This is a genomic window from Kaistia sp. 32K (genome assembly GCF_016629525.1).
Taxonomy (GTDB): domain Bacteria; phylum Pseudomonadota; class Alphaproteobacteria; order Rhizobiales; family Kaistiaceae; genus Kaistia.
This window is the reverse complement of the sequence record NZ_AP024269.1, coordinates 2,752,389-2,773,837: the sequence shown is the minus strand read 5'-3', so window position 1 is coordinate 2,773,837 and position 21,449 is coordinate 2,752,389. Positions and strand designations below refer to the sequence as shown.

The following is a 21,449-nucleotide window of genomic DNA, read 5'->3' as shown; positions in this document are numbered from 1 at the left end:
CTTCGAGATCCTGTTTGGGGAGCGGGCGTCAGACGACGCCGCCATTGGCGCGCAGCGTCTGGCCGTTGATCCAGGCGCCGTCCGGGCCGGCGAGGAAGGCGACGACGGCGGCGATATCCTCCGGCGTGCCGAGACGCTCCAGCGGGTTCATCTTCGCCATGCGCTCGACCAGCTCGGGCGTTTTGCCGTTGAGGAAGAGGTCGGTGCCGGTCGGGCCGGGCGCCACGGCGTTGACGGTGATGTCGCGGCCGCGCATCTCCTTGGCCATGATCGCCGTCAGCGTTTCGACGGCTGCCTTGGTGGCGGCATAGACGCCGTAGGTCTCCAGCTTCAGGCCGACCACGGTGGTCGAGAAGTTGATCACCCGGCCGCCCTGGCGCAGCCGCTTCGCCGCCTCGCGCAGCGTGTTGAAGGTGCCCTTGAGATTGACGTTGATCTGGCGGTCGAAATTGTCGTCGTCGGCGCTGGCGAGCGGCGCCAGCATCATGATGCCGGCATTGTTCACCAGCACGTCGATGCCGCCGTAAGCGGCTTCGGCGGAATCGAACATGCGGCGCACGGCGGCGGCATCGCTGACGTCGGCCTGCGCGGTGACGGCCTTGCCACCGGCCTGCTCGATCTTGCGGACGACCTCTTCGGCGGCGGCCGCGTTGCCGGCATAGTTGACGACGACGGTGAAGCCGTCCTTGCCGAGGCGCTCGGCGATCGCCGCGCCAATGCCGCGGGATGCGCCGGTGACGATGGCGATCTTGTTGGTGGTCATTCTGTCTCTCCTTGGCGAGCGCACTTGGCGCATTTCGATGAGGAGGATTTAGGCCTGTTCACCGGGCGAATAATCGGCCAATAATCGGCATCACTATCCGGGGATAGCGAACAAATGGATACGCTGGATGCCATGCGGGTTTTCGCGCGCGTCGTGGAGCGACGCAGCTTCACGCTCGCCGCCGAGGATACGGGATTGCCGCGCTCGACCGTCACCGATGCGGTCAAGCAGCTCGAGGCGCGGCTCGGCGTGCGCCTGCTGCAACGCACGACCCGGCATGTCAGCCCGACGCTGGACGGCGAGGCCTATCATCAGCGCTGCCTGATGATCCTCGCCGATGTCGAGGACGCCGAGAGCGGCTTCGCCGGCGCCAAGCCGAAGGGACTGCTGCGCGTCGACGTGCATGGCACGCTCGCCCGGCATTTCGTGCTGCCCAACCTGCCGGCCTTCCTCGCGACCTATCCCGACATCGAGGTCTATATGAGCGAGGGCGACCGGCTGGTCGATCTCGTCCGCGAGGGCATCGATTGCGTGCTGCGCGTCGGCAAGCTGCAGGACAGCGAGATGATCGCTCGCCGCGTCGCAATGCTGGAGGAGGTGACGCTGGCGTCGCCCGCCTATCTCGCGGCGCACGGCATGCCGGAGCATCCGGACGCTCTCGCCGAGGGCCACCGCATGGTCGGCTTCCGCTCCAGCGCCACCGGCGGCCTGCTGCCGCTGGAGTTCGCCGTCGACGGTGGCATGCGGGCTGTCACCTTGCCGGCGACCGTCTCGGTCAACGGGGCGGAGAGCTACTTTTCCGCCGCCAAGCTCGGGCTGGGGCTGATCCAGATTCCCCGCTATCACGCGGAATATGCGCTGGAAACCGGCGAACTCGTCGAAATATTGCAGGACTATCCGCCGGCGAGCACGCCCGTCTCCGTCCTCTATCCGCGCAGCCGCCAGCTCTCGCCGCGCGTTCGCGTGTTCATCGATTGGGTCGGGCAGATCTTCGCGGCCGCCGGCACCTGAGTTTCCGCCGGATCAGCCGTGCAGCGGACTGGCGATGGGCGGATCGATCCGGAAATCGGTGAAGCGGACCTGAAATCCCTCGCGCTGCGGCGAGCAGGCCATCGGCCCGATCCGCGCGCCGGCGGATTCCGGAAACGGACAGAGCCGCAGCAGCTGCCACGCGCCCGCGGCATTGCGATAGTGCGCGATCACCGCGCCGCCGACGCGGGTAAGGCGGACCGATTGCGGCCCGGTGAGCAGCGGCTGGGCCGCCACCGACCAGTCCGACAGGCCGTCCCGCGTGCAGACGAGGCTGAAATTGGTGACGCCGTCGGAGTGTTCGATGCCGAGCTTGATCCAGTTCCGCGCGTCGATCCGCAGCATCAGCCCCGCCTGGTCGTAGAGCGTCTCGTACCGACCCTCGAAGACGACCTGCGCCGTCAGGTCGCCCTCGGCCGGCCGATGCAGGAAATGCCCGTCATCGCGGCGAAAGCCGTAGAAGGTCGACTGCCAGAAATCGGTGTCGCGACCGGTAGTCACGTTGAGAACGTTGCCGTCGATCGACCATTCCGGCGGCTCGTTCAGCCATTCCGCCTCGCTATACGTGCCGGACGTCATGCGTTTCTCTTCCCTCTGCACCGGTGCCCTGGAATCAGGCGCCCCAGTCTACCGGCTGCACGAGGGATGTTGGCAATCTGCGGGGCCCGCCAGAGCGTCCTGTCACCCGTCGTCGCTCAGACGAAGCCGCCGAGGTTTCGCGAGAGGTCGATCGCCTCGCGCGCCGCGACGGTGCGCAACTCGTCGAGCTTTTCGAGGCTGAAGCGGCTGCTGGGGCCGGAGATGGCGATGCCGCCGGGCACGCGGCCGCCCTTCTCGAAGACCGGAACGGCGAGACAGCGCATGTCGGCCGCGAATTCCAGATCGTCATAGGCATAGCCCTGCGCGCGCACGAGCGAGAGCTCGCGGCGGAACTGCTCGGGATCGGTGATCGTCTTCGGGGCGAGCTTGGGCAGGCCGCGGGCGAGAATGGTATCGACGAAGCGAGGGTCCTCATAGGCGAGCAGGACCTTGCCGATCGAGGTGCTGGTGAGGGGCGAGCGATCGCCGATCTGGAAGTCGACGCTGACGCGCTGCACGCCCTTGGAGCGGAACACCAGCACCGCGCAATCCTGGTCGAGCGCCGAATAATGCACGGTCTCGCCGGTCTCTTCCGAGATCCGTCGCAGGCTGCGGACGATCTGGATCGAGCGTTCGTCGTCGCTGACCAGATGGCGCGCGAGCGACAGCACCTTGAGGCTGAGCCGGTAGAGCTTCGCGCTCTCGTCGCGCACGACATAGCCGGACTGCACCAGCGTCGCCAGCATCCGGTACGCGGTGGTGCGATCGGAGCCGAGGCCGGCGGCCACGTCCTGCACGGAAACCGACCGCTGCTGTTCGCCCAGAAACTCCAGCACCGACAACGCCTTCAGGGCGGTGCTGCTCACATTCGAGTCGACTTCGCGCAAGGTAGGGGATCCCCAGTTCTGTTCAATATTCGTATATTCAATTTATTTATTGACCTCAAGTCCAATTCTCGTTGATGCAGTACGATAATTGAAATAGGTTGATTCACGTTGAGGTCGGGGAGGGTCCGAAATGCAAATGCTGATTGATGGCGGCTGGACGGCGGCGGGGGATCAGGCCCTCGATCCCGTGCTGAATCCGGCGACCAACGCGGAGATCGCCCGCGTGCCGCGCGCCGGCGCCGACGATGTCCGACGTGCCGTCGCGGCCGCTCAATCCGGCAAGCAGCGCATGGCCGAACTGCCGGCCTATCGTCGCTATGAAATTCTCGAAGCCGTTGCCCGTCGCATCGAGGCGAACCAGGCCGAGCTCGGGCGCCTGCTCTGTCAGGAGAACGGCAAGCGGCTGGCCGAGACGACCAGCGAAGTCGGCGCGGCGGCACGGATCTTCCGCGGCTATGCGGAGGAGGCGAAGCGCCTGTTCGGCAAGAGCGTTCCGCTCGATTCCGTTCCGGGCCTCGAGGCGTCGCTCGCCATCACCATGCGCCGGCCGCTCGGCGTTGTCGCGGCCATCGTTCCCTTCAACTATCCGGTCGAGCTCTGGAGTCACAAGGTCGCGGGCGGCCTCGCCGCCGGCAACGCGGTCATCACCAAGACGCCGGAGGATTGCCCGCTCGCCGTGCTCGAGGTCAGCCGTTATCTCGAGGAGGCCGGCCTGCCGCGCGCCGCGCATCAGGTCCTGACCGGCGGCCGCGAGACCGGCGAGGCGCTGGTGCGCGCCGAGGGCGTCGACATGATCGCCATGACCGGCAGCACGGCCGCCGGCCGGCGCATTCTCGAAGTCGCGGCGGCGACGCTCAAGAAGGTGCATCTCGAACTCGGCGGCAACGACGCGACGATCGTCTGCGAGGATGCGGATATCGATCAGGTGGCGGATGCGCTGGTCGCCGGCCGCTTCACCAGCGGCAACGGCCAAATCTGCTGCGCGGTGAAGCGCGTGCTGGTGCAGCGTCCGGTTTTCGACCGGCTGCTCGAGGCCCTGACGGAGCGGACGCGCAATCTGAAGGTCGGCGATCCCCTGGATCCCTCCACGAATGTCGGACCGCTGATCAACACGCGGGCGGCCGAGCGGGTCGAGGCGCAGGTGCGCCAGGCCGTCGCCGATGGCGCCACCATCGTGACCGGCGGCACCCGCGACGGCAATTTCTACGCCCCGACCATCCTGACCGGCGTGGTGCCGGGAACGCCTGCCTTCGACGACGAAACATTCGGCCCGGTGCTGCCGCTGATCCCGTTCGACAATTTCGAGGAGGCGCTTGATCTCGCCAATGACAGCTCGTTCGGCCTGCAGGCGGCGCTTTTCACCGGCGATCTGCGCCGCGTCATGCGCGCCTATGAGGTGCTCGATGTCGGCACGGTCGTCGTCAACCACACCACGGCCATCCGCGTCGAGAACCTGCCGTTCGGCGGCAACAAGGCGAGCGGCAACGGCCGCGAGGGCATTCACGAGACGCTGCTGCACATGAGCAAGGAAAAGACGCTGCTCCTGGCCGACGTGTTTGGAACCTGATCATGCCTCATCTCGCGGTACGTCAGATCGCCAAGAGCTATGACAGCAATCCCGCCATCCGGGACATCTCCTTTGCGATCGACGGCGGCCAGGTTCTGGCGCTCTGCGGCGAGAACGGCGCCGGCAAGTCCACGCTGATGAAAGTCCTCTCCGGCGCCGTCGTGCCGGATAGCGGCGACATCCTGCTCGACGGCGCGCCTGTCCGCATTCACTCGCCGGCTGACGCCATGGCGCTCGGCATCTGCACGGTCTACCAGGAGCTCAGCCTGCTGCCGCATCTGAGCGTCGCGGAAAACATGCTGATGGGCCGGATGCCGGCGCGGCGCCTGTCCTTCGTGGTCGACTGGAACGAGGCGCATCGTCTGGCGCGCATCGTCCTGACCGATCTCGGCTTCCCCGAGATCGATCCGGAATGGTTGGTGTCGGAGCTGAGCGTCGCGCAGCAGCAGATCGTCGAGATCGCCAAGGCGCTGGTGTCGGCGCCGCGGATCCTGATCCTCGACGAACCCACCGCCGTCCTCTCGGCGCTGGAGACGGACCTGCTCTTCGCCAAGATCCGCAAGCTGGCGGAGGCGGGAACCACGGTTCTCTACATCTCGCACCGGCTGGAGGAGATCTTCGAGATCGCCGACGCCGTCGTCGTGCTCAAGGACGGCGCCAGCGTGCTTTCCGGCTCGATCGATGATTTCGACCAGGATCGCCTGATCGAGGCGATGGTCGGGCGCTCGCTCGGGGACATCTTCCCGAAGCGGCCGGTCGGTCCTGCTTCCGGCAACATCGTGCTGGAGGTCGAGCGGCTCGGGCGGGCAGGGGTGTTCGCCGATATCGACCTGAAGGTGCATGGCGGCGAGATCCTCGGCATGTTCGGCCTGGTCGGTAGCGGCCGCACCGAGGTCGCCAAGGCGATTTTCGGTGCGCATCCGGCCGATACCGGCTCGATCCGCCTTGCCGGCGCCTCCGGCGATATCGCGACGCCGGGCGACGCGGTGCGGCAGGGGATCGCCATGATCACCGAGGACCGCAAGGGCGACGGCCTCGCCCTCGATGCCAGCGTGCTCGACAATGCGGGCCTTGCCAGTTTCGGCCGGACGTCGCGCTACGGCGTCATCGACGGGGCCGAACGGCAAAAGCTGGTCGACGCCAAGGTGCGCGAGCTCTCGATCCGACCCGCTGGCACGGCGCGGCCGGTGCGCCAGCTTTCCGGCGGCAACCAGCAGAAGGTCGTGCTGGCGAAATGGCTGCTGGTCGAGAACGTCAAGCTCTTCATCTTCGACGAGCCGACGCGTGGCGTCGACGTCGCCACCAAGGTCGAGATCTACCAGATGATCGCCGACCTCGCGGCGGAAGGCGCCGCCGTGCTCCTTATCTCTTCTGAAATGCCGGAAGTTCTCGGGCTGTCCGACCGGCTCGTCGTGATGCGCGACGGTCGCATCGTCGCCGAGCTCGAGCGCGAGCAGTTCAGCATGGACACGCTGTTCATCCATGCCGCCGGCCTTACCCAACAATCGCATAATCCGGAGCGTCGACGTTGACCGAAGCCCTGTCCACCCGAGTGCCGCGCAAGAGTCTCTTGCGGCACGTCAACCGCGCCAATCTGATCTTCACCGTGGCGATCCTGGCGCTGGTGGTGTTCGCGTCGCTGACGTCGGATGCGTTCCTGACCCAGCGCAACATCGTCAACATCTCGCGCCAGATCGTCACCAACGGCTTCCTGAGCCTCGGCATGCTGCTGGTGATCCGGACGGGCGGCATCGACCTTTCCGTCGGCTCCGTCCTTGCCTTCGCCGGCCTGCTCGCGACCGGCCTGCAGGGGCAGATGCACTTCACCGCCGCGATCGCCGTGGCGCTTTCGATGGGCGCGCTGGTCGGCGTGGTCAACGGCTGGCTGATCGGCCGCTTCAACCTGCAGCCCTTCATCGTCACGCTGGCGATGATGGGAAGCCTTCGCGGGCTTCTCTATGTCTATGCCGACACGCCGCGCTATCCGGCCGACGAGCTGTTCCGCGCGCTGCTCGGCGGCGCCTTCATCGGCCCGGTGCCCGTCAATTTCATCCTGTTCGCCATCGCCGTGCCGATCGTCTGGTTCTACACCGACCATACGGTTTCCGGCCGCGCCGCCTATGCGCTCGGCGTCAACAAGGAGGCCGTTCGCCTCGCCGGCGTCAACGTCCGCAAGCACCTCATTCTTGCCTATGGCATCTGCGGCCTGCTCGCGGCTATCGCCGGCGTGCTGCTGGCGAGCCGTCTCGGCATCGCCCAGCCGAGCGTCGGCGTCGGCTACGAGCTCGATGCCATCGCAGCCGTCGTCATCGGCGGCGGCCTGCTCGGCGGTGGCGGCGGCACGGTGGTCGGCGTGCTTGGCGGTGTGCTCGCGCTCGCCATGGTCGACAACGTGCTCAACCTGTTCAACGTCGACTCCTACTACCAGCAGTTGCTGAAGGGGCTGATCATCCTCGTGGCGGTTCTCGCCCGCAGGAAGCCGGCCTGATCGTTCCAGGAAGCCGCCCGCAGGCGGCACAATGAAGGGGAGGAATATCCATGACCATCAAGAAGAAGCTGGGAACGCTTGGCATCGCCGTGCTGACCACCGCCGCGCTCTGGACCGGGGCCGCGCAGGCCCAGTCCAAGGACGAGATCAAGATCGGCGTCGTCAACCTGTCGCTCTGCTGCGCCTATTTCGTCGGCATGGACGCCGCCGTGAAGGACGAGGCGAAGCCCTATGGCAACGTCAAGATCCTGTCGACGGACGCCGATGGCGACGTCGCCAAGCTGACCGCCGACGTCGAGGATCTCCTGAACCAGGGCGTCAAGGGCCTGATCGTCTCCGGCGCCTTCATCGAGGCGGCGCCGGCGGCGCTCGAGGCGATCGAGCAGGCCGGCGTTCCCGTCGTCATGGTCGATCGCCGGCTTAAGGGCGGCGACTATACGAGCTGGGTCGGCCCCGATAACCGCGCCATCGGCGAGGGCATCGGCGACTACATCGTCAAGCGGCTCAACGGCCAGGGCAAGGTCGTGATCATCCGCGGCGGTCCCGCCGACAATACGATCGGCTCCGACCGGAGCGACGGCGTCACTGCCAAGCTGAAGGAGGCCAACGTCACGGCGGTCGTCTCGCCGGGCTGGGGCGGTTGGAGCGCCGATGGCGGCTTCAGCCAGATGGAGAACATGCTGGCGAAGGAGAAGGACATCAACGCCGTCTTCTGCGAGAACGACTCGATGTGCCTCGGCGCCCAGAAGGCGATCCATGACGCCGGCCGCAGCGGCGACATCTTCATCGCCGCCGTCGACGGCGAGGCGGGCGCGCTGGTCGAGATCGCCCGCGAGGGCTCCAACTTCGGCGCCACCGGCCTCAACAGCGCCGACCAGATCGGCCGCGCCGGCTTCAACCGCCTGATGGCGATCCTGGCCGGCGCCCAGGCGCCGAAGGATACGGCGCTGCCGTCGCCGATCATCACCAAGGACAATGCCATCAAGTTCATCCGCGAAGGCAGCACGTTCTAAGTGAGAAACGGATCGGGCGGCCTCGCGCCGCCCGATCTCTTCATCGGCTCTCAGAGTGCTCTCTTGCGACACCCTTGTGGCGTCGTCTTGATTCCGGGCGAGCGGCCCGAGCCGGGCTCAGCCCTCTTCCGGGCGGATGCGGTAGGCGCAGCGGCGCGCGCCGTAGACGATGTGCTCCGTCCGCTCGACCGAGCAATCTGGCCCCAGCATCTCGCGGAAGATCGCCAGCTCGGACCGGCAGAAGCCCTGGCAGGCCGTCGCGGCGGCGCAGATCGGGCAGTGGTTCTCGATGAACAGCCAGCCGTCGCCGTCGTCGGACGTGCGATGCTCCGCCATGTAGCCCTCGCGGCTGCGGATGGCGGCGAGCGAGGCGAGGCGGGCCTCCGTCCCCTTCGTTCCCTTCAGCGCCTGGCGATAGGAGGCGCGCATCTCGTCCTCGCGCGCGCCGATCACCCGGTCGAGCGCCTCGTCGCCGAGGAGCGCGCGGACGTTGCGCAGGAGGCTGACGGTCAGCTCGGCATGGGTATCGGGAAAGCGGGCATTGCCGCGCGCGGTGAGGCGCCAGAGCTGCGAGGGGCGGCCGACACCGCGCGCCACGGTTTCGCTCTCGACCAGCCCCTCCGCCGCGAGCCGGGTCAGCTGCTGCCGGGCGTTCTCGCCGGTGGTGCCGAGCGCCTGTCCGAGATCGGCGGCCGTCTGCTGGCCGCGCGTCTTCAGCAGGAAGAGCAGGCGGTCCGATCCCGTCTTTCCCTGCGCGTCCGCATTATCCAAGCCAGGCGTTGACATATTCCGCGCAACCTATATTCAAAGCATAAGCTTGTTTTATAAGGTATCCCGCCCGTCCGCGCAAGGATGGCGCGCCGCAGGCGGGTTCTATCCGCGACAGCCACAGGAGCGAATTCATGGCCAGCCTGCGCGATACTCTGGAAGCCCGCCTCAAAGTCGGGCAGGACAACGCGCTGCTGCGCTTTTCGCTCGGCAGCTTCTGCCTGAAGGAGGGCGACGCCGCCGCGGCGGTCGAGCATTTCCGCCGCGCGGTCGAGCTCGATGGCGACTATTCGGCCGCCTGGGCGCAGCTCGGCAAGGCGCTCGGCCTCGCCGGCGACGCCGGGGCGGCTGCCGACGCCTATGCAAGCGGGATCGAGGCGGCGGAGCGGCGTGGCGACCTGCAGGCCGCCAAGCAGATGCGCGTCTTCCTGCGGCGGCTGGATCCCGGCCGCTCCCAGAGTGTCATCGAATGAAGCGGAACCCTTCGCGTCGGGAAAGCGCGACCAGGCCGATGGCGGAAGCGGGTAGGGGCGGCGTCAGGCCGCCACCGTGCCGTAACGGCCTCAGACCGCCGCCGTGCCGTGACGGCGTTAGGCCGCCGCCGTGCCGTAGCGGCTCAGACCGCCGCCGTGCCGCGATCGTGCTGCGCCGCGTCCGGCTGGTCGTCGGCGGCGTGCGGCTTCAGCGACTGGTAGTGCCGCCGGTTCCATAGCAGCGGGCGCGCATGACCCGGCGCATCGGTCGCCGTGATCACGCCGACGAAGAGCTCGTGATCGGCGACCGCGACCGAGCCGCCCAGCTCGCAATCGAGCGTGGCCGAGGCGCCGAGCAGGCGCGGTCGTCCGGAAGGCCAGCTCTCCCAGACGCCGAGCAGAAAGCGCGTCTCCGGTGGGACCCGACCGGCGAAGGCGTCGCCGATCCCTTCCTGGTCTTCCGAGAGCATGGCGACGGAGAAGCCGCCCTCCTCGACGATCGCCCTGGCGAGATCGCTGCCGCTCCGGATGGAGACGACCACCGAGGGGGGATTGGCCGACAGCGAGAACACCGCCGTCGCCGTGCGGCCGAGACGGCGCGCGCCCTGTCCTGCGCTGACGACGCAGACCGTGGAGGCGAGATGCGACATCGCTTCCGCGAATGTCTGCTTCGTCACCGCGCCGGCCGCGTGCAGGAGATCGAGGCGCAGCGCGCCGTTCATGCTCATTTTTCGACGAATGCCTTTTCAATGACGAACTGGCCGGCCTTGTTCTGGCTGCCTTCGGCAAAGCCGCGCTCGACGAGGATGTCGCGGCAATCCTTCAGCATGGCCGGGCTGCCGCACAGCATCACGCGGTCGATTTCGGCGTCCAGCGGCGGCATGCCGAGGTCGTTGAACATCTGGCCGGACACGATGAGATCGGTCACGCGGCCGCGGTTGACATAGGGCTCGCGCGTCACGGTCGGGTAATAGACCAGCTTCTCGGTGACCTGCTCGCCGAGGAACTCGTCGGAGGGCAGCTGGTCGCGGATAAAGTCGCCATAGGCGAGCTCGGCCGTCTGCCGGACGCCGTGGACGAGGATCACCTTCTCGTAGCGCTCATAGGTTTCCGGGTCGCGGATGATCGAGAGGAACGGCGCCAGGCCGGTTCCGGTCGAGAGCAGCCAGAGCCGCTTGCCGGGCTCGAGATTGTCGTAGAGCAGCGTGCCGACCGGCTTCTTGCCGACGAGAACGCGATCGCCCTTGTTGACGTGCTGCAGCTTCGAGGTCAGCGGGCCGTGCGGCACCTTGATCGAAAAGAACTCGAGCTCGTCGTCATAGTGGCTGCTGACGATCGAATAGGCGCGGGTCAGCGGGCGGCCCTCGACCTCGAGGCCCATCATCGTGAACTGGCCGCTCTGGAAGCGGAAGGCGGCGTTCCGCGTCGTGCGGAAGGAGAACAGGCTGTCGGTCCAGTGGTGGATGTCGACAACGGTTTCTTCGTAGAAGTTGCTCATGCTCTGAGGGGCTCGCTGCGTCGTTCGGTTGGCCTGAATTGCCGGTGGTGTGACGGCTTACCCCGTAGAGCGCCGCCCGGCGAGTCTTGTGACATGGATTCCTTTTCCTCCGGACCGAAGGATCGGCTTCCTCGCCTTGCGGCCTGCTTTCCGAACGAGGCGACGGCTCCAGGGGCGGGAGCCGCCGCGCTGCCGAGGTCAGGCCTGGTTCAGGCGCGCTTCGGCGAACTCGTAATTGGCCAGCTTGTCGAGGAAATTGCCGACATAGTCCGGACGGCGATTGCGGAAATCGACGTAATAGCTGTGCTCCCAGACATCAAGCCCGAGAAGGGCGTGGCCCTGACCGGCGGCGAACGGATTGTCGGCATTGGCCGTCTTCGTCACCTTGAGCTTGCCGTCCTGGCCGAGCACCAGCCAGGCCCAGCCGGAGCCGAACTGCGTCGTCGCCGCCGTCTTGAAGGCGTCCTTGAAGGCGTCGACGCTGCCGAAATCCTCGACGAGCTTCTTTTCCAGTGCGCCCGGCAGCTTGCCGCCCTTCGGCGCCAGCGACTGCCAGAACAGGATGTGATTCCAGTGCTGGCCGGCATTGTTGAAGACGGGCGCGAGATCCGCCTTGCCGTTGGCGAAACGGACGATCTCCTCGAGCGACTTGCCCTTCAGCACGTCGTTCTTCTCGACGAAGCCGTTCAGCGCCGTGACATAGGCCTGATGGTGCTTGCCGTGATGCAGCTCCAGCGTCTCGGCGCTCATGCCGGCTTCAGCCAGCGCGTCGGTCGAATAGGGAAGGGCGGGAAGTTCGAATGCCATGGTGATGTCCTCATCGGTTCGCCCGAACGGTCGGGCGCGGCTTCCGGCAGCGGCCGACATGACGCCGTGTCCGGCGCGGGCGGCCTATTTGCCAAGCTGATGCTTTGATAAATTCTTTCCGGGATATGTCAAGTCATGACTTGGAATAATCGGCGGATCCGTCGCGAAGAGTGGTAACGCCTTGTTAACCGTCGCCCTGGCCGATAGACCTCATGCATGATTGAGGTTCCGATGAGCGAGAACACCAGCAAGTCGACGCTGACGGTGGGCGAAGTGGCGAAGCGGAGCGGCATCGCCGTCTCCGCCGTGCACTACTACGAGAGCAAGGGGCTGATCGAAGGCTGGCGCACAGCCGGCAACCAGCGCCGCTATCACCGCGCCGTGCTCCGCCGGATCGCCATCATCAAGATCGCCCAGCGCGCCGGCATCCCGCTCGCCGTCATCCAGGATGCGCTGGAGGGGCTCCCGCATGACCGTGTCCCCAATGCGCGGGACTGGCGGCTTTTCACCGATGGCTGGAAGGACATGCTGGAGGAGCGAATCGTGGCGCTGACGCAGCTTCGCGACCAGCTGACGAGCTGCATCGGCTGCGGCTGCCTGTCTCTCACGGAGTGCCCGCTGCGCAATCCGGACGACCAGCTCGGCCAGGTCGGCTCCGGCCCGCGACGCCTCGAATCCCGCCGTTGAGGGCGAGGCTGGCCTGACACGTGCGGCCGCGGAAATGTCGATTTCGTTGAAAAATCAAAGCTTTGCCGGATGACCCTCATAGCCGGCGGATGGTTTTGCTCGTCTTTGGCTAGGAAATGACGAACAGGCTTGACCTCAACCATGCTTGAGGTCCTATAAGCCCTGTCGGCTAGCGACGAGAGATCGCGAAGGAGGCCGACATGCACAACGACCTAACTGATTTTGCTCCGGAGGCAGGCGTCATCGCGCCGCCTTCCATGGGCGATACCCCTGCCGGATGGGGTGAGCTGCTCTCTGGCAGAAACGGCATCTACGCTCTGGCGCTGGCGGGCGGCGTGACGCTGCACGCCGTGAACATCTACATCGCCACCACCGCCATGCCGTCCGTGATCGCGGATATCGGCGGGCTCGATTTCTATGCCTGGGCGACCACGCTGTTCGTCGTCGCGTCGATCCTCGGCTCGGCGCTGACCGCGAAACTGCTGCGGAGCCGCGGGCCGCGCGGCGCCTATCTGATCGCGACGCTGCTGTTCGGCGCCGGCACGCTGATCTGCTCGCTGGCGATGAACATGCCGGTCATGCTGATCGGGCGCAGCGTTCAGGGCCTCGGCGGCGGCTTCCTGTTTGCGCTCGCCTATGCGCTGACCCGCGTCGTCCTGCCGGAGCGGCTCTGGGGCCGGGCGATCGGCCTGGTCGCGGCGATGTTCGGCGTGGCGACGTTGATCGGGCCGGCCGTCGGCGGCGTGTTCGCCGAATATGGCGCCTGGCGCGCCGCGTTCTCGTCGCTGCTGCCCTTCGCGGCGCTGTTCGCGATCCTTGCCTATGTCACGCTGCCGAAGAGCAGCTGGGACCGCGGCGAGCGCGTCTCCGTGCCCTTGCCGCAGCTGGCGCTCCTCACCGGCGCGGTGCTGGCGGTTTCGGCGGGAAGCCTGTCGTCGGAGCTCGCCTGGAACATCGCCGGCCTCGTCGGCGGCCTCGTGATGATCGGGCTGATCGCCGTCGCGGACAGCCGTTCGAATGCGCGCCTGCTGCCCCGCAATTCCTTCCATATCGGCACGCCGCTCGGGGCGCTCTATCTGGCGGTCACGCTGCTCATGGTGGCTCTGCAGCCGGAGGTCTTTGTTCCCTACTTGCTGCAGAACCTGCACGGACAATCGCCGCTCTGGGCCGGCTACCTCGCCGCGCTGATGTCGCTCGGCTGGAGCGTCGCGTCGATCCTGAGTTCGCGCTGGCAGAAGCGCAGCGGCCACCGGCTGATCGTGATCGGCCCGGTTCTCGTCCTGATCGGCCTGGTGCTGTTCGCCCTGTTCATGCCGGTCGCCGGTGGCGGCGACTGGATAGTGCTCGGCCCGATCTGCCTCGGCCTGGTGTTCATCGGCTTCGGCATCGGTCTCGCCTGGCCCAATCTCGTCACCCGCATCTTCCTGAGCGCGCCGGCGGAGGAGCAGGACCTGGCCTCGGGCGGCGTGACGACGGTGCAGCTCTTCGCCATGGCGTTCGGCACCGCCTGCGCCGGCATGGTCGCGAACATCGCCGGCATCGCCAATCCCGGCGGGGTCGAAGGCGCGACCAGCGCCGCGCTGTGGCTCGCGGGGATCTTCGCCATCGCGCCGCTCCTCTGCATCGCCGTCGCGCTCCGGGTCGTGCGGCTCACGGCCGGGAAGTGATGATCGTGCCGCGCATCAGCGCGTCGCCTCTCGTTTCCCGCACTCACTTCGCGGTCCCGTCGCGCCGGTCGATGCGCCGGCGCTGAGCGCCGGGGAGCGGACGCTCCGTCCCCCCGGCGTCCGCTCCCCGAGTCGTCCGGCGCCTTTCCGAGCTTGTTCCGGAAGGAAAGCCGTCGCTATCATCCGGGGGCGCAACGAAGCGATTGCGCCAGTCGCGCTCGGGAGGGAAGAGGCCCGGGCGCGGCTTCAATCGGGACCGGGAGGAAGGGTCGAGATGCGTCTGCTCATTCTGGGCACGGGAGGCATGGCCAATCAGCATGCCAAGAATTTTTCCGCCATCGAGGGGGTGAGCGTCGTCGGCGGCGTCGATGTCGTGCCGGAGCGTCTCGCCGCCTTCTGCGCCGAGCACGGGATCGAACGGCAGTTCGCGACGCTTGAGGAAGCGCTGGCCTGGGGCGAGTTCGACGCGGTGGCGAATGTCACGCCGGACCGCATCCATCATCCGACGACGATGCAGGCGATCGCTGCCGGCAAGCATGTCTTCTGCGAGAAGCCGCTGGCGACCGATGCGGAGAAGGCGATGGAGATGACGGAGGCGATCGAGGCTTCCGGCAAGGTCGGCATGGTGAACTTCACCTATCGCAACTCGCCGGCCATCCAGAAGGGGCGCGAGATCGTGCTTTCGGGCGAGCTCGGCCCGGTGCGCCATGTCGAGGCTTCCTATCTGCAGAGCTGGCTCGTCGCCAAGGCCTGGGGCGACTGGCAGACCGAGAGCAAATGGCTCTGGCGGCTCTCCAAGAAGCACGGATCGAACGGCACGCTCGGCGACATCGGCATCCACCTCGTCGATTTCGCCTCCTATGGCGCCGGCCTCGACATCGCGCATGTGTTCGGCCGGCTGAAGACCTTCGACAAGGCGCCGGGAAATCGCATCGGCGAATACGACCTCGACGCCAATGACAGCTTCACCCTGAATGTCGATTTCACCTCCGGCGCGGTCGGCGTCATTCACGCGACGCGCATGGCGGCCGGCCATCTCGACGAATTGCTGCTCCGGATCTTCTGCCAGAAGGGCGCGCTGGAGATCAATTACAACACCGGCGTCTCGACGCTGCGCGTCTGCCGGGGCGACGATCTCGACACGGCGACCTGGCGCGAGGTTCCGCTGGAGCCGGTCGAGACCAATTACCAGCGCTTCGTCGCGGCAGTCCGCGCCGGCGAGGCGCAGGAGCCGACCTTCCGCCGCGCCGCCGGCATTCAGAAGATACTGGACCTGGCGCAGCTCTCCGACCGCACCGGCAAGGACGAGGCGGTGTAAAGGGCTTGGCGGCGGGGTGCGGATCGTGCCCCGCCCCCTTCAGGCTCGAAACACCCAAAGCCGGGCGGTAAAATAGTTCCAGCAGAAGACGACGGGAACGCTCAGCACCTTGGCGAAGGGCGCCGGCATCAGGGTGGCGAGCGCGGCGACGAGGACTGTCGAGATCAGCAGCCCGGTCAGCGTCGAAGCGCCGAATTTCAGCGCCTGCATCGGGCTGTGGCCGACCTCGAAGGTCCAGCTTCGGTTCAGCGTGTAGCTGACGACGATGCCGCAGGAATAGGAGACGAGGTTGGCCGGCGCGGGCGGCGCGCCCGCCGCCGTCAGCCCGGTGAAGACGGCGATGTCGAGCAGCGTCGTCACGACGCCGACCGCCGCGAAGCGCAGCAGCGTATCGAGGTTCCCCGCGCGGGGCGGGACGGAAGGCGAGAGCATCAGCCGGCCTCCAGGTCCGGAATGGTCAGCTTGCGCACGCGCCGCCCGGCGTCGCCGTTCAGCGTCGCCTCGACGATCGGTTTCGGCCGGTGCTTCGACTGCATGAAGATGCGGCCGATATATTCGCCGACGATCCCGAGGAAGACGGCGTTCAAGGTGATCGAGAGCAGCAGCAGCATGGTCGTCGTGGCGAAGCCGGCCGGCCAGTCCTGGCCGAACAAGAGCTTGCCGACAAGATAGCCGAAGAGCAGCAGCAGCGTCACCGTGCCGACGACGAGGCTCGCCATCGAGGCGAGGCGGAGCGGCGCCAGCGAGTGGTTGAGGATGCCGTCGACGGCGAGCGCCAGCATGGCGCGGAACGGAAACTTGCTGCCGCCGGCGACCCGCGCCTGCCGGTCATATTCGAAGCCGACCTGCGAAAAGCCCATGGCGCTGATCAGGCCGCGGACATAGGGCGAGGTGTCGTCGACCTGGCGGAGCTCGGTCAGGATGCGGCGATCGACCAGGCGGAACTCGCCGGCATTGACCGGCAGTTCGTCCTCGCTGAGCGCGTGGATCGAGCGATAGAAACCGCGCCGGAGCAGCGCCGTGAACCAGCCGTCCTGCAGCGATTTGCGGATGCCATAGACGACCTGGTGCCCCTCCCGCCAGAGCCCGAGCATGGCGGGGATATGATGCGGCGGATCCTGCAGGTCGCAGTCGATCTGCACCGAGCAATCGCCGTTGGCGGCCTTGTAGGCGGTGAGCAGCGACAGCTGGTAGCCGACATTGCGGCTGAAGCGGATGACGCGGACGCGCGGGTCGTCGTGGGCGATCTCCTTCAGGATCTCGAAGGTGCGGTCGGTCGAGTGGTTGTCGGTGAAGACGATCTCGTGGTCGTAGCCGGGAAGCGTGAGAAAGGTGTCGGTGATCGCCTCATAGGCGCGGCGGACATTCGCCTCCTCGTTGAAGGCGGGCACCAGCACGGAGACCAGCGGCTTCGGATGGGCCATCACGACACCTCCCCGGCGCGGGCGCGCGTCTCGGGCAGGGCAGCGCGATACCAGTCGACGGTGCGCGCCAGCCCTTCGGAAAACGGCGTCCTGGCGCGCCAGCCGAGCCACCGCGCCGCCAGCGCCGTCGTGCCGCGGAAATCGGCGGCGCCGGACGAGGCCCGCTCGTCGCCATAGGTGATCGAGTCCGGATCGGCGCCGGTAAGCTCGATGACGCGTTCGGCCACCTCGCGCATGGAAGGGGCGACGCCGCTGGCGATGTTGACGATCGCCGCTTCGGGGCGGGGGGCGGCGCCGAGCCGCAGCAGGGCGTCGACGACATCGTCGACATGCACGAGGTCGCGCCGGTCGGTCGGATGGCGCACGAAGATCCGCTCGCCGGCGAGACAGCGCTGGATCAGCAGCGGCAGCAGGTATTCGGTCGATTGCGCCGGGCCATAGGTGAGGGCGAGCCGGGCGGTGACGATGGGAAAGGTCAGGCGACGGCCGAGCGCGGCGCAGAAATGCGTCGCCGCGACGAGGCCTGCGGCATAGGCCGTCAGCGGCGCCTCGCGGACGGCCTCGTCATAGGGCGAGGGCGCCGCGCCATATTCCGCGAGCGAGCCAGTGCGGACCAGCTTCTTCGCCGGGCGCGGGACGCTGGCCGCGGCGGCGATCAGCCCGATCAGCCCCAGGAGATCCTCGCGCACGACATCGCGCGCGTCGTCGAAATCCGGATCCTCGGGGCGGCGGGGCCGCGCCGCGAGGTGGAAGATCAGCTCCGGCTGCGCGTCCGCCATGAAGCGGCGCAGCGCATCCTCGTCCACTAGGTCGAAATCGTGACGGACGAGTCGGCCCGAGGCGTGGCGCAGGCGATGGTCGTCGGAGCCGGGCCGGACGGGCACATGCACGACATGGCCGGCGGCGAGGCAGGTGTCGACCAGATGCGAGCCGATGAAGCCTGCGCCGCCGGTGATCAGGATCCGCGACATCGTCGCCGCCTCCGCGCCCTTCACGGGCCCCCTGCGATCGCCGCCGGGGAGCGATCCATCCGGGCGGCGGGCCGGCCGGAGATTTCCCTGGCGAAATCCCGGAAGGTCTCGTGGATATGCGCGAGCTGCGCCTCCGTCAGGCCGTGGTGGCAGGCGAGCAGGATGCCGCCGCGCATGACGTCGTCGGCGACGGGATAGCCGCCCGGCGCCGCCTTGTGCTGGACGCCGGCCATGGCCGGCTGGCGCAGGATGTTGCCGGTGAAGACCGGCCGGGTCTGGATGTCGCGCCGCTCCAGGAAGATCTGCATGTCGCGCCGGGTGAACGGGGCGTCGGGCCTGACGGTGAGGGGGAAGGCCAGCCAACCGGTCCGCGCGCCGGCGATCTGCCTCGGCAGCAGGAACCATTCTTCGTAATCGGCGAAGAAGGCGCGCTGCGCGGCGAAGTTCCGCTCCCGCGCCGCGATGTTCTGCTCCAGCCGGTCGAGCTGCACCAGCCCGAAGGCGGCGCCGATTTCGGACGGCTCGACGTTGAAGCCGAGCTCCTCGAAGACGAACTTGGCGTCATAGGCGAAGCCGTCGAGCTCGACGTTGAAGCGGTTCTCGATCGTCTCGGAATCGACGAAGAGCGACGAGGTTCGGCCCCAGGAGCGGAGCAGCTTGGCGCGCCGCGCCAGCTCGTCGTCGCGGATGCAGACCATGCCGCCATTGCCGGCGGCGGTGATCACATGCGAGCCGTAGAAGCTGGTGGTGCTGATGTCGGAGCGGGTGCCGGTGCTCGTCCCGTCGAGCGTGGCGCCGAGCGTATCGGCGCTGTCCTCGACGACGATCAGGCCGTGCCGGTCGGCGATGGCGCGGATCTTGTCCCAGTCCGGCAGATTGCCGATCAGCGACGGGATCATCACGGCGCGCGTATTCGGCGAGATCATGCGCTCGATCGCTGCGACGTCGATGTTGTAGGTGGCCTCGGCCGCGTCGACGAAGGCGGGGACGAGACCGGCGCGCACGATCGGCGCGACGGTTGTCGCGAAGGTCAGCGCCGGCGTGATCACCTCGGAGCCCTTGGGCAGGTCGAGGATCTCGATCGCCAGATAGTTCGCCGACGAACCTGAATTGACCATGACGCCATGCGGCTTGGCGAACAGGGCGGCGACGCGCTGCTCCATGGCCCGGACCGAGGGGCCCATCTGCGTCGACGAGCGCATGACCTTGACGACCGCCGCGATCTCTTCCTCGCCATAGACGGATTGACCGTAGTTCACGCGCATTTGGCTCACCTCGTTTGCGTCCGGCGAGGCCGGAACTCAGTCGCCACGCCCCCAGGCGGCGGCGTATTCGTCGATCTGATGCTGCGAGAAGGCTCGGATCCCGGCCGGATCCTGCCGGTAGCTCTGGTACCAGGCGACCGTCATCGCCACCGTCTCCTCGAGCCGGAGCAGGGGGCTCCAGCCGAGATCGACACTGGACTTGGTGCTGTCGAGGCGGAGCACGGCGGATTCGGGCGCTTCATTGTCGCGTCGCTCGACGACGTATCGCGGCCGCTTTCCCTGCCATTTGGCGATGACCATGTCGGCCAGCGTCCCGACCTCGACGGTGGAGCGGGTGTCGGGACCGAAATTCCAGCCGCCGGCATAACGCGCGCCCGTCTCCAGCAGGCGCGCCGCGAGCAGCAGATAGCCGCGAACCGGCTCGAGGACATGCTGCCAGGGCCTGACGCTCTTCGGATTGCGCAGGCGGACCGGCATGTCCGTCTCGACGGAGCGGACGAGGTCCGGGATCAGGCGATCGGCGCCCCAGTCACCGCCGCCGATGACGTTGCCGGCGCGCACCGTGCTCAGCTGCGGTCCGTTCGGATCGTTGAAATAGGAGGCGCGGAAGGCCGCCGCCACAAGCTCGGCGCAGCCCTTGGACGAGCTGTAGGGATCGCGACCGCCCATCGGGTCGTTCTCGCGATAGCCCCAGACCCATTCGCGGTTTTCGTAGCATTTGTCGCTGGTGACGACGACGACGCCGCGCAGCGACGGCATGTGGCGGGCGGCGTCGAGGACGATGGCCGTGCCGACGACATTGGTCAGGTAGGTGTCGACCGGCGCCTCGAACGAGGTTCGCACGAAGGCCTGCGCCGCCATGTGGATGACGAGGTCGAAATCCTCACCCTCGATGCTGCGGCCGAAGATGGACTGCGAGCGGATGTCGCCGACGCGGCCATCGACGAGCGCCTCCAGACCGACCGCCTTGCAGAAGGAGGGCGCGGTGGGGGGGAGCGCGACGCCGACGACGGTGGCGCCCAACCGGCGCAGCCAGAGCGACAGCCAGCCGCCCTTGAAGCCCGTATGGCCGGTGACGAGGATGCGGCGGCCGCGCAGGACCTCCGATAGGTAGCGTTCGTCAAGGCGCTGGTCGGCCATGGCCTAGATCCTTGCCTCGGGCTGCGTCGTGCCGACGACCGGCGGGACGGGCTTGGCGAATTGCAGCCAGGGCGGATCCTCGCTTTCGCAGAGGCCCTCGAGATAGTCGCGGTCGCGCACCGTATCCATCGGGTGCCAGAAGCCGTGATGCTTGTAGGCGAACAGCTCGCCGTCCTTGGCGAGCCGGGTCAGTGGCGACATCTCCAGCGGCTCGGAGAGTGCTGGAATGTAGTCGAGCACGCCGGGCTCGAAGACGAAGAAGCCGCCATTGATCCAGGTTTCGTGCTTGCGCACCTTCTCGGTGAATTCGACGACCCGATCGCCCTCGATCTCCAGATTGCCGAAGCGCGCCGGCGGCTGCACGGCGGTGACGGTGGCAAGCCGCCCATGCGAGCGATGGAAGGCGAGCAGCGCGTCGAGGTCGATGTTTCCGACGCCGTCCGAATAGGTCACCATGAAGGTGTCGCGGTCGAGCCAGTCGCGCAGCCGCAGCAGGCGACCGCCGGTCATGGTGGAGAGGCCGGTATCGACGACGGAGACGTTCCAGTCGAGCGGGCGGGTCGGCCGCAGGACCATCGATCCGCTGCCGAGGGCGACCGTGAAGTCCGCCGTCGACAGGTGGAAATTGTGGAAGAAGTTCTTGATCAGCATGCATTTGTAGCCGCCGGCCACGACGAAGTCGCGATAGCCCCAGTGGCTGTAGATATCCATGACATGCAGGATGATCGGCCTTCCGCCGACTTCCACCATCGGCTTCGGGATGCGGTTGGTCTCCTCGGCGAGACGGGACCCCAGACCTCCGGCCAGTAGAACGACTTTCATGATCGGCCTCCGCGTGCCTGCCATGGGTTGGCGCAGGTGATACCCCAAAGTGATGGCGGACTTCGGGATGGCGGGGACAGACCCGGAATACCGGGGAGCGCGCCCGCCGGACGCGCTCCGCGAGATGCCTCGATCGGCAGTGTTCAGGATCGGAATCGATAACAGTGTCGCGAGGACAGCATGTCAAATATGCAAGCAGTCGACATATTTGATAATTTAAAAGAAAGTATCCGGGCTGCTTGCCTGATATCGTCCTGGCTCATCGAATTTAAGAAACATCGAT

Annotated in this window: 22 protein-coding genes; 9 read left to right on the top strand and 13 right to left on the bottom strand. The window is 67.1% G+C overall.

The genetic code is table 11. The features are described from left to right. Window positions 1–28 precede the first annotated feature (28 nt). Window positions 29–763 carry an SDR family oxidoreductase gene (locus K32_RS12720; RefSeq protein WP_201399896.1) on the bottom strand — a complete coding sequence of 245 codons (735 nt, stop codon included), beginning with the start codon at window positions 761–763 and terminating at the stop codon, window positions 29–31. Window positions 764–877: 114 nt separating this feature from the next. On the opposite strand from K32_RS12720, the gene K32_RS12715 reads away from it, so the two are divergent. After that, entirely contained in the window at window positions 878–1,774 is an 897-nt protein-coding gene (locus K32_RS12715) for a LysR family transcriptional regulator (protein WP_201399895.1), read from the top strand. Window positions 1,775–1,786: 12 nt separating this feature from the next. On the opposite strand, the gene K32_RS12710 is transcribed toward K32_RS12715, so the two are convergent. Both K32_RS12710 and K32_RS12705 read right to left on the bottom strand, forming a co-directional pair. After that, entirely contained in the window at window positions 1,787–2,371 is a 585-nt protein-coding gene (locus K32_RS12710; protein WP_201399894.1) for a DUF1349 domain-containing protein, read from the bottom strand. A gap of 116 nt (window positions 2,372–2,487) precedes the next feature. Beyond that, window positions 2,488–3,258 carry an IclR family transcriptional regulator gene (locus tag K32_RS12705; protein ID WP_201399893.1) on the bottom strand — a complete coding sequence of 257 codons (771 nt, stop codon included), beginning with the start codon at window positions 3,256–3,258 and terminating at the stop codon, window positions 2,488–2,490. 130 nt (window positions 3,259–3,388) lie between these two features. Here K32_RS12705 and K32_RS12700 point away from each other — a divergent pair, with 130 nt between their 5' ends. The 4 genes from K32_RS12700 to K32_RS12685 are packed head-to-tail and all read left to right on the top strand — an operon-like array spanning window position 3,389 to window position 8,326. Further along, a complete protein-coding gene (locus K32_RS12700) occupies window positions 3,389–4,825 on the top strand; it encodes an aldehyde dehydrogenase (RefSeq protein WP_201399892.1) in 1,437 nt (478 codons plus the stop codon). A 2-nt stretch (window positions 4,826–4,827) separates the two neighbouring features. Continuing rightward, the gene (locus K32_RS12695) at window positions 4,828–6,357 is read left to right on the top strand and encodes a sugar ABC transporter ATP-binding protein (RefSeq protein ID WP_201399891.1); all 1,530 of its coding nucleotides are present in this window, start codon (window positions 4,828–4,830) and stop codon (window positions 6,355–6,357) included. Beyond that, on the top strand, window positions 6,354–7,313 hold the full coding sequence (locus K32_RS12690) for an ABC transporter permease (RefSeq protein ID WP_201399890.1): 960 nt from the start codon (window positions 6,354–6,356) through the stop codon (window positions 7,311–7,313). The genes K32_RS12695 and K32_RS12690 overlap by 4 nt, the downstream gene beginning before the upstream one ends. A 50-nt stretch (window positions 7,314–7,363) precedes the next feature. Further along, window positions 7,364–8,326 carry a substrate-binding domain-containing protein gene (locus tag K32_RS12685; RefSeq protein ID WP_201399889.1) on the top strand — a complete coding sequence of 321 codons (963 nt, stop codon included), beginning with the start codon at window positions 7,364–7,366 and terminating at the stop codon, window positions 8,324–8,326. A gap of 117 nt (window positions 8,327–8,443) precedes the next feature. Here K32_RS12685 and K32_RS12680 read toward each other — a convergent pair whose 3' ends face one another. Then, window positions 8,444–9,112: a metalloregulator ArsR/SmtB family transcription factor gene (locus tag K32_RS12680; RefSeq protein ID WP_201399888.1), complete on the bottom strand. Its 669-nt coding sequence runs from the start codon at window positions 9,110–9,112 to the stop codon at window positions 8,444–8,446. A gap of 116 nt (window positions 9,113–9,228) precedes the next feature. Here K32_RS12680 and K32_RS12675 point away from each other — a divergent pair, with 116 nt between their 5' ends. Further along, window positions 9,229–9,567 (top strand): tetratricopeptide repeat protein, encoded by a 339-nt coding sequence (locus tag K32_RS12675; RefSeq protein ID WP_244669477.1) that lies wholly within the window; start codon window positions 9,229–9,231, stop codon window positions 9,565–9,567. 143 nt (window positions 9,568–9,710) lie between these two features. Here K32_RS12675 and K32_RS12670 read toward each other — a convergent pair whose 3' ends face one another. From K32_RS12670 to K32_RS12660, 3 genes are all read right to left on the bottom strand, one after another. Beyond that, on the bottom strand, window positions 9,711–10,289 hold the full coding sequence (locus K32_RS12670) for a flavin reductase family protein (protein WP_201399887.1): 579 nt from the start codon (window positions 10,287–10,289) through the stop codon (window positions 9,711–9,713). 2 nt (window positions 10,290–10,291) lie between these two features. Next, the gene (locus K32_RS12665; protein WP_201399886.1) at window positions 10,292–11,065 is read right to left on the bottom strand and encodes a ferredoxin--NADP reductase; all 774 of its coding nucleotides are present in this window, start codon (window positions 11,063–11,065) and stop codon (window positions 10,292–10,294) included. Between the two features lie 198 nt (window positions 11,066–11,263). Then, on the bottom strand, window positions 11,264–11,872 hold the full coding sequence (locus K32_RS12660; RefSeq protein WP_201399885.1) for a superoxide dismutase: 609 nt from the start codon (window positions 11,870–11,872) through the stop codon (window positions 11,264–11,266). 231 nt (window positions 11,873–12,103) lie between these two features. On the opposite strand from K32_RS12660, the gene soxR reads away from it, so the two are divergent. The 3 genes from soxR to K32_RS12645 all read left to right on the top strand — a co-directional run bounded on the left by soxR (window position 12,104) and on the right by K32_RS12645 (window position 15,544). Next, a complete protein-coding gene (soxR, locus tag K32_RS12655) occupies window positions 12,104–12,559 on the top strand; it encodes a redox-sensitive transcriptional activator SoxR (RefSeq protein ID WP_201399884.1) in 456 nt (151 codons plus the stop codon). A 200-nt stretch (window positions 12,560–12,759) separates the two neighbouring features. Beyond that, window positions 12,760–14,226 (top strand): MFS transporter, encoded by a 1,467-nt coding sequence (locus K32_RS12650; RefSeq protein WP_201399883.1) that lies wholly within the window; start codon window positions 12,760–12,762, stop codon window positions 14,224–14,226. Between the two features lie 274 nt (window positions 14,227–14,500). Next, complete coding sequence (locus tag K32_RS12645; protein ID WP_201399882.1) at window positions 14,501–15,544, top strand: Gfo/Idh/MocA family protein; 1,044 nt, start codon at window positions 14,501–14,503, stop codon at window positions 15,542–15,544. Window positions 15,545–15,583: 39 nt separating this feature from the next. Here the strand turns inward: K32_RS12645 and K32_RS12640 are convergent, their stop codons facing one another. From K32_RS12640 to rfbF, 6 genes are read right to left on the bottom strand one after another with little or no spacing between them, the layout of a single operon-like run. Continuing rightward, window positions 15,584–15,976 (bottom strand): GtrA family protein, encoded by a 393-nt coding sequence (locus K32_RS12640; protein ID WP_201399881.1) that lies wholly within the window; start codon window positions 15,974–15,976, stop codon window positions 15,584–15,586. Further along, window positions 15,976–16,968, bottom strand: coding sequence for a glycosyltransferase family 2 protein (locus K32_RS12635; protein WP_201399880.1), 993 nt, complete (start codon window positions 16,966–16,968; stop codon window positions 15,976–15,978). Before K32_RS12635 ends, K32_RS12640 begins: the two co-directional genes overlap by 1 nt. Further along, complete coding sequence (locus K32_RS12630; protein ID WP_201399879.1) at window positions 16,968–17,939, bottom strand: NAD(P)-dependent oxidoreductase; 972 nt, start codon at window positions 17,937–17,939, stop codon at window positions 16,968–16,970. The genes K32_RS12635 and K32_RS12630 overlap by 1 nt, the downstream gene beginning before the upstream one ends. Before the next feature lie 20 nt (window positions 17,940–17,959). After that, the gene (locus tag K32_RS12625; RefSeq protein WP_244669476.1) at window positions 17,960–19,204 is read right to left on the bottom strand and encodes a DegT/DnrJ/EryC1/StrS aminotransferase family protein; all 1,245 of its coding nucleotides are present in this window, start codon (window positions 19,202–19,204) and stop codon (window positions 17,960–17,962) included. Window positions 19,205–19,240: 36 nt separating this feature from the next. After that, entirely contained in the window at window positions 19,241–20,344 is a 1,104-nt protein-coding gene (rfbG, locus tag K32_RS12620; RefSeq protein WP_201399878.1) for a CDP-glucose 4,6-dehydratase, read from the bottom strand. Between the two features lie 3 nt (window positions 20,345–20,347). Continuing rightward, window positions 20,348–21,166, bottom strand: a complete 819-nt coding sequence (gene rfbF / locus K32_RS12615) for a glucose-1-phosphate cytidylyltransferase (RefSeq protein WP_201399877.1) — start codon at window positions 21,164–21,166, stop codon at window positions 20,348–20,350. Between the last annotated feature and the right edge of the window lie 283 nt (window positions 21,167–21,449).